The 8,059-nt window shown below is 46.0% G+C and carries 9 protein-coding genes; 4 read left to right on the top strand and 5 right to left on the bottom strand.

What is annotated here, in order from left to right; genetic code table 11:
• Positions 1-248: 248 nt before the first annotated feature.
• The gene (locus tag CIK93_RS13665; RefSeq protein ID WP_158215490.1) at positions 249-425 is read left to right on the top strand and encodes a hypothetical protein; all 177 of its coding nucleotides are present in this window, start codon (positions 249-251) and stop codon (positions 423-425) included.
• Between the two features lie 553 nt (positions 426-978).
• Here CIK93_RS13665 and CIK93_RS07515 read toward each other — a convergent pair.
• The 5 genes from CIK93_RS07515 to rpmH all read right to left on the bottom strand — a co-directional run bounded on the left by CIK93_RS07515 (position 979) and on the right by rpmH (position 5,275).
• Positions 979-2,148, bottom strand: coding sequence for an acyltransferase (locus CIK93_RS07515; RefSeq protein ID WP_094391777.1), 1,170 nt, complete (start codon positions 2,146-2,148; stop codon positions 979-981).
• A 10-nt stretch (positions 2,149-2,158) separates the two neighbouring features.
• On the bottom strand, positions 2,159-3,148 hold the full coding sequence (locus CIK93_RS07510; protein ID WP_094435498.1) for a D-alanine--D-alanine ligase: 990 nt from the start codon (positions 3,146-3,148) through the stop codon (positions 2,159-2,161).
• Positions 3,149-3,163: 15 nt separating this feature from the next.
• Complete coding sequence (locus CIK93_RS07505; RefSeq protein WP_254046764.1) at positions 3,164-4,285, bottom strand: RluA family pseudouridine synthase; 1,122 nt, start codon at positions 4,283-4,285, stop codon at positions 3,164-3,166.
• 33 nt (positions 4,286-4,318) lie between these two features.
• A complete protein-coding gene (locus tag CIK93_RS07500; RefSeq protein WP_094391776.1) occupies positions 4,319-4,981 on the bottom strand; it encodes a PASTA domain-containing protein in 663 nt (220 codons plus the stop codon).
• Positions 4,982-5,119: 138 nt separating this feature from the next.
• On the bottom strand, positions 5,120-5,275 hold the full coding sequence (gene rpmH / locus CIK93_RS07495; RefSeq protein WP_094391775.1) for a 50S ribosomal protein L34: 156 nt from the start codon (positions 5,273-5,275) through the stop codon (positions 5,120-5,122).
• Positions 5,276-5,467: 192 nt separating this feature from the next.
• Between rpmH and efp the strand changes: the two genes are divergently transcribed.
• From efp to radC, 3 genes are read left to right on the top strand one after another with little or no spacing between them, the layout of a single operon-like run.
• A complete protein-coding gene (efp, locus tag CIK93_RS07490) occupies positions 5,468-6,034 on the top strand; it encodes an elongation factor P (protein ID WP_094391774.1) in 567 nt (188 codons plus the stop codon).
• The gene (locus CIK93_RS07485) at positions 6,035-7,072 is read left to right on the top strand and encodes a glycosyltransferase family 2 protein (protein ID WP_094391773.1); all 1,038 of its coding nucleotides are present in this window, start codon (positions 6,035-6,037) and stop codon (positions 7,070-7,072) included.
• A gap of 25 nt (positions 7,073-7,097) precedes the next feature.
• Positions 7,098-7,787, top strand: coding sequence for a DNA repair protein RadC (gene radC / locus CIK93_RS07480; RefSeq protein WP_094447040.1), 690 nt, complete (start codon positions 7,098-7,100; stop codon positions 7,785-7,787).
• Positions 7,788-8,059: the final 272 nt, after the last annotated feature.

Below are 8,059 nucleotides of genomic sequence, written 5' to 3'. Positions count from 1 at the left end.
TACTTCTCTGTTTTATGTAAATCTTTCAAAGAACTCTTTCTTCAGTGCTTGTCAGGTGTTGTATTCCTGAAAGCGGATGCAAAGGTACGGCTTTTTTCTGAACTACCAAACTTTTTCGAGAAAAAAAATGCAGATTGCATGAAACTTTTTTGCAGAGATTGATTTCTGTCAAGCCGCAAAACGGAAACTCCTTATTTATTATATATAAAGGACGTGTGGACGCGCACAAATCTTTTTCTTCATTTCCGATGGCTGAAAAAGCACCTGAAACGCACCAATGCCGCTATTTCAAAGTTTCACTTTTAGAGGGAAGCTTTGCGGAAATGTGCAAAGAACGGTGCGGTTGGAGAAGAGAAAATGAAAGTCATGATGATAAAATGATCAAGTCAGGGTTGCTTGAACGAAATGCTCATTTGACTTTGTAAGATGAGAATCTTGAGGCATTACGCACGCATGCACACACGCACGTGAGGTAGCAAAAATCGAACATTCGAACACCTTCGTTGGATAACAAGCTTTGAGACATGACGTTATCGTGGTGTTCGAAATGTATTGAGAAAGCGTTATAGAACATCAATTGAACAACAATCGGACACAAGCCGAACGGCAATCGAATACAAGCCGAACGACAATCGAATACCAATCGAACACGATCCGGATACTAATCATACGTCTGAAAGATGATATATAGAGTTGCCCAAGAGATCTGGAGACTACGAAAGAATATCCAGGGAGCTGTGAAAGAATATCCAAGAAAGTACATAAGAATATCCAAGAAACTGGGGAAAACCACTGAGAAGTCAGCGTTTGAATATCTGAAAATGACATTCAAACCATCTGGAAATCTTTTACCTTCATTATATTGAAGTGATGGAGGTCGTATGATAGAAAAAAGGAATCTCTGAGGTTTTCTTCGGAAAGAAGCCCCAGAGATTTCCGTTTATTATATGTCATGCGCCAACTTATAGCTGCTGCAGTTTACTCCGCTTTGGCTTTGAGATAGTTGCGCAATGGATTTGCATACATGGTAAGCATGCGTTCCCGTAGGAATTTCTCGTCAGGATTAGCGATTTTCACCTTCTCCAATTGTCCTTTGAGATAGTCTTCGAATCGTTTTTTGTCCGCCTCGGTATAATGTTGTGCATATTTTTTTGTTCCTTCCAACTCATCGAGTGCGATGTAATTGCAGGGGAACAGACAATAATTAGCATGTAGTTCACGGTCAATACGCTTACTGAGTGCTGCAAAAAACTCCGTTTTTGGCAGATCACCGAGTTCGTCGATCCATGTATTGATGGGTGCTGCACAATGATAATGCACACGTCCCTTATATCCAAAGATACCTGTTTTCATGTTATCGAGATCATCCTGGCGACTTTTCTTGAATGCCGGATTATCACGTTTCTGCTGAAATTCCTGTGCTTTAAGATAATCGCATGGGTCGAACTCATAGCTGATGGTGAGTGGAACGATATTGATTTCACGGAGGCTATCGATAGGTTTCCCCTCGCCTCCCATTGCCAACATCTTCAGTACAGAATCCTGCGTACGGTCGTCAGAATCCTTTGCTCTTCCTTCACGCTGTGCTATCCAGATATTTTCATGCTTTTGTGTTACCGCATAATGTATATATCTGCTCATGATTTGGCTAGAGCGCAACATCTCTTTTGGCGTGAGTCCCCGTCTGACCGTAAACGCCTTGTTCATGCGCACCAACCTTTTTATCCATGGGTAAATCAGGAGGTTATCGCCGATACCTATTTCCACGGTAGTAGGATATCCCGTTTTTACAAGCATGACGTCGAGTAGCGCCGAGTCGAGTACGATATCTCTATGGTTGCTGACAAATGTATATCGGAGACTGAAATCGCGTGGCAAACAGTTATCATCGAATGTGCATCCGTCCGTATACTTCCGTATGATATGTCGCACGATAGGTTTCATAAACCTTTTCTGGAAGTCGAGTGGCGACTTAACCCCAATGAAAGCCATTTTCAGCACAGCGTTTCTCAATGATTTAGGCAGCCACGGCACGATGCCACGTAGCATGGTCGAGAATTGTCTGTCAGCAAGCAATTCATTGAAAGCCTGTTGCACTTCTCCCGTATCATAGGGTCTTATCTCGTCGAATTCAGCAGGAATAGCCATAATATTCTTATCAGAATTGGTTTTCAACAATATCGGTGAGCACGTCGCTCATTTTGAGTCCCGCAGCCTTAACCTGTTGCGGTATGAAGCTGGTAGGTGTCATTCCAGGAGTTGTATTCACTTCGAGCATAGAAATTTTTCCCTCCTTAGAGATGATATAGTCAATGCGTATGATGCCATTGCAGTGCAGGATATCATAGATATGACTGGTAATTTCTTTAACGCGACGTGTCACATCTTCTGGCAGACGGGCAGGTGTAATCTCCTGTACCTGTCCATTATACTTAGCATCATAGTCGAAAAATTCGTTTGTTGTCACGACTTCTGTAGCAGGAAACACAACCGATTTCTCTTTAGTCTTATATACACCGATAGAAATCTCGGTACCTTCCAGATACTGTTCGACCATCACTTCCGAGCTTTCCATCATAGCTTTTCTGATAGCAGGAGCCAGTTGGTCACGGTTTTTCACTTTGGAAACACCGAATGACGATCCATCAGCAGCCGGTTTTACGAAGCATGGCATTCCGATACGAGCCTCAATTTCCTCGTCAGACACCAGTTCTTCATATCCTTGTCTGATGAGCAGGGAATCAGCCACGCTCACTCCGTATCCTTTGAGATACTGGTTGAGCACAAACTTATCGAAAGTCATAGCCTCAACGAGCACGCCACTTGTACTGTATGGCACCCCCACGAGGTCGAAATATCCCTGCATGATACCGTTTTCTCCCGGTGTTCCATGAATGGTGATATAGGCATAATCGAATGTTTTAGCCTTTCCGTTTTCCACAAAAGAAAAGTCGTTACGGTCGATGCGCGCAGTAGTTCCGTCGGGCAGTTCCACATTCCAGTCCTGTCCTTTTACATCGACGATATATACATTATACCGCTCTTTGTCGAAAAACGAAAAGAGTCCTTGTGCTGAGCGCAGCGATACGTCGTGTTCTGAAGAGTCGCCACCGCATACGATGGCGATGTCACGTTTCAAATTGTTGATCATTCGTGTATGTTGTTATATTGTTTGTTGTTCCGGTTTCATATATTTGCGCCATTTTTCAATCAGCGCCTCCATATCAGCTGCCAATGGCGAATTGAAGTCCATTTGCTGTTTGGTGACAGGATGCACAAATCCGAGTGTGCGTGCGTGTAGCGCTTGCCTTCCACATATTTTGAAGCAGTTTTGTATAAACGCCTTATAGGATGCAGAGCGTTCACCTCTTAGTATTTCCATTCCGCCATATCGTTCATCTCCGAAGAGCGGGTGTCCTATATGTTTCATGTGTGCACGTATCTGGTGTGTTCTCCCAGTTTCGAGTCTGCATTCGACGAGTGTCACATACCCGAATCGCTCCAGTACCCGATAGTGTGTGACCGCCGTTTTACCGATATCTCCGCCTGGTGTGAATACCGCCATGCGCAGTCTATCCTTCGGATCGCGTCCTATATTTCCCTCTATGCGTCCACTGTCTTCGGCAAGGTTTCCCCATACGAGTGCATTATAACTTCTGTGTGTATCGTGATTGAAGAACTGGGCACCGAGTTCTGTCTTTGCCTCTGGTGTTTTAGCCACGACGAGGAGTCCGCTTGTATCTTTATCTATACGGTGTACGAGTCCCACAGCGGGGTCGTTGGGGTCGTATGTCGGCAGATCCCGCAAGTGCCATGCTATGGCATTGACGAGTGTTCCTGTAAAATTTCCACATCCCGGATGCACCACGAGTCCTGCTGGTTTGTTGACCACCATCAGTTGGTCGTCCTCATATACCACATCGATTGGTATGTTTTCCGGCACGATTGACGTATCATGGTGTGGCCTGTCGAGCATCAGCGTGATGATATCACCCGGTCTGACCTTATAGTTACTTTTGACAGGATTGCCGTTCACATGTACATATCCCGCATCGGCAGCCTTCTGTATTCTGTTTCTGGACGAGTGCTGCACATGTTCCGACATATATTTGTCGATTCTCACGGGCACTTGTCCTTTATCGACTTCCATGCGCAAATGCTCATACAGTCCGTCGTCAGAAGGTCCGCCGTTGCTCCCTTGTTGGTCCGCATCGAGTCCGAAATCGTCATCCATTTCGATTTCGTCGTATCCTATTTCGTTTATTTCGTTGCTTTTATCTTTCATTACAGTCGTTATATCGGCGTTGGCGGTCAATGGTTATGGTGCTGTCACTTCTTGAAAATCATCGACATCTCCCCCACTTTGTGTTTCGTTGCCATATCCGGCATCGGGTCCCACATAGTTTATATCTACATCTTGGTCATCGTAGGTACCTTTTCCCACCATGAGTGTGAGTGGATATTCTATAGAGATGCGGTCTCCATTAGCCACTCTTCTTCCTCTGCAGAGTATGCCATAGACCCAATCTTTCTCTCCTGCTACTTTTTTTGCAGGCAGCACATTGAATCCGAGCGATTTGAGCTTCGCCTCAGCTTCTCTGTAGCTTGAGTTGTCAACAATGTCTGGTATTTCTATTGTAGGCGACGATGGCGAGTTGACCGTGACATAGATGACGCGGCCTTCTTTCACCTTTGTGCCATAGTCTGGGCTTTGTGCGAGAATGCAGTTGGCAGGCAGAGTCTTGACATAGCCAGAGTCGCTGACAGCAATTTTCAGTCCGTCTTGTTGCAGCAGTTGGTCTGCCTTGTTATAATCCATGTCTTTCAGGTCAGGCACGGGTATTCCCACTCCGTGCTTAGTATATATACTGAGTCCCACGTTGATGCCCACGACGATGAGTATGACCACTGCCGCCATAGCCAGCAGATGGAAGCACAGATAGGGACTGAACAGTTTTCCAAAGAATTCCTTGACGTTCATATATTATTAATAGGTGTAACCAATGGGCAAAAGTACGAAGAATAATCCATACTACCAAATGAATAAACAAAAAAAAGAGAGACAACCTCATGGGTCGTCTCTCTATGTTCTTGTTTCGTCTCCTACTGAAACCGCCATTTACTTACCGTGATTCTCGTGAGATACGGTCAACTTCTTACGGCCCTTAGCGCGGCGTGAAGCCAGCACGCGACGACCATTCTTGCTTGCCATACGCTCGCGGAAACCATGCTTGTTCACGCGACGACGATTGTGAGGCTGAAATGTTCTTTTCATTGTCTTATTATATTTTTATTTTTGTTATTATTCCACAATTCGGGTTGCAAAATTACGCATTATTTTCGAAATACGCAAGTTTTATACGATTTTTAGCACATAAAAAGCCGTTTTTTTATATTTTCTTCGTAACTTTGCACCGCTTTTTACAAACTAAGCCATAAGAAGTTACAATTTTACAGATAAAACAATATGATTAAATCACAAGACATCAAGAAGGGCACCTGCATCCGCATGGATGGCAAGCTCTATTTCTGCATCGACTTCCTCCACGTGAAGCCAGGTAAAGGAAACACCATCATGCGTACTACTCTCAAGGATGTGGTAAGCGGTCGTGTATTGGAAAAGCGCTTCAACATCGGTGAAGCCCTTGAAGACGTTCGTGTGGAGCGTCGTCCCTACCAGTATCTTTATCAGGAAGGTGCTGACTACATTTTCATGAACCAAGAGACTTTCGACCAGATTCCCATTGCCAAGGATCTGATTACCGGTGTTGATTTCATGAAGGAGAGCGATATCGTAGAAGTTGTCAGCGACGCCGACACCAACACTATCCTCTTTGCCGAAATGCCTGTGAAGACCAATCTTCGCATCACTCACTCTGAGCCAGGCATCAAGGGCGATACCGCTACCAATGCTACCAAGCCTGCTACACTGGAGACTGGTGTAGAGATTCGCGTTCCCCTGTTTATTGACGAGGGTGACCTCGTACAGGTTGACACCCGCGACGGCAGTTACTTGAACCGCGTAAAGGAGTAAATGAAATATTCCATCATCGTCCCCGTCTATAATCGCCCCGATGAGATAGGCGAGTTGCTTGAGAGTCTTTGCTCTCAAACAGAGACCGATTTTGAGGTAATTGTAGTAGAGGACGGATCACAAATCCCATGCAAGGATGTTTGCGAGAAATTCGCAAGCATCCTTGATTTGCATTATTACAATAAGGAAAACAGCGGTCCCGGCATGAGCCGCAACTATGGTGCTGAGCGATCTGCAGGCGATTATATCATCGTGCTCGACTCCGATGTGGTATTGCCCGACGGCTATCTTGCTGCCATCAACCGCGAGTTGAATCAGCATCCCGTCGATGCTTTCGGCGGTCCCGACGCTTCACATCCCTCGTTTACTGCCATCCAGAAGGCCATTTCCTACTCGATGACGAGTTTTTTTACCACCGGCGGCATCCGCGGTGGCAAAGCCAAACTCGACAAGTTCTATCCCCGTTCGTTCAACATGGGTATTCGTCGTGAGGTCTATGCACATCTGAATGGATTTGCCAAGATGCGTTTTGGCGAGGATATCGACTTCAGTTATCGCATAGTAGAAGCAGGCTATTCCACCCGACTCTTCCCCGAAGCATGGGTTTGGCATAAGCGCCGCACCGACTTCCGCAAGTTTTTCCGCCAGGTGTATAACAGTGGCATAGCACGCATCAATCTTGAGAAGCTCCATCCCGGCACGCTCAAATTAGTGCATCTGCTGCCTATGGTCTTCACCGTAGGCGTCATTGCCCTTATCCTTGCCAGCGCCGTAGGCCGTGCGCTGATGCACTATTGTCCCGAAGGCCAATGGCTGTGGCTGTTTGTCTGTCCGTGGATTCCCATCCTACTCTATTCACTCATCATTCTGATCGACTCCACCGTGTGCAACAAGAGTCTGAAGGTTGGCATCCTCAGTGTGCCCGCCGCCTTTGTCCAGCTTATGGGATATGGCTTCGGATTCATAGAGTCTTGGTGGAAGCGCTGTGTCAGAAAGCAAGACGAGTTTACGGCTTTCGAGAAGAATTTCTATAAATAAACTTACTCTGTCGAGTAGCATCCGTATGGACAAACTCAGCATCACCCAATGGGCAGAAGACGACCGACCGCGTGAAAAACTCATGCGACTGGGTCCCGAAGCATTGAGCAATGCCGAGCTCATGGCCATTCTCATCGGTTCGGGCACCCCTGAAGAGAGTGCCGTCGATCTGATGAAACGGGTGCTCAACGACTGTAACAACAACCTCAACACGCTGGGCAAGCGCAGCATTGCCCAACTCATGGAGTACAAAGGTGTGGGGCCTGCCAAGGCTGTCACCATTATGGCGGCATGCGAACTGGGCAAGCGCCGCCAGATGGAAAAGGCAGAAGTGCGTCCTAAGCTCGATTCGGCAGAGGCGATCTATCAATACATGCACCCCAAGATGCAAGACCTTGATGTGGAAGAGGCATGGGCATTGCTCATGAATCAGAATTTCAATCTCCTCAAGGCAGTGCGTCTCTCCCATGGCGGCATCAGCGAAACGGCGGTCGATGTGCGCATCATACTGAAAGAGGCCTTGCTTGCCAATGCCACTATAGTTGCCATCTGCCACAACCATCCCAGCAACAACCATCGCCCAAGTAGCAACGATGACCGCCTGACGGAACTGGTGAGAAAGGCTTGCCAGACCATGCGTATCTTCATGCTCGACCATATCGTCATCACCGACGGACGTTATTATAGTTATCGAGAAGAGGGTCGTTTGTCTTGAATATCAGCCATATAGACCCATCGCGCAGCATACCTTTCTCAGCAATTTCAATGTATTTGCTCAGCAAATTCAATGAATTTACTCAGCAATTTCAATGAATTTGGGCAGCAAACTCAATGAATTTGCATCATCAACGAATATTTCGTGACTTTAACTGATTCTACTTTACACTTTTCTTGTTATTTTACTAAATTACTTCACTCTCATTTTATTCCTTTACTGAATCACTTTACAATGCAGGAAAAGTGTTACTAAAACGCTTTACATAGCGT

This window comes from Prevotella sp. P3-92 (assembly GCF_002251205.1).
Classification (GTDB): domain Bacteria; phylum Bacteroidota; class Bacteroidia; order Bacteroidales; family Bacteroidaceae; genus Prevotella.
The sequence above is the reverse complement of the archived record's forward strand: the minus strand, read 5'-3'. Positions and strand labels throughout refer to the sequence as shown.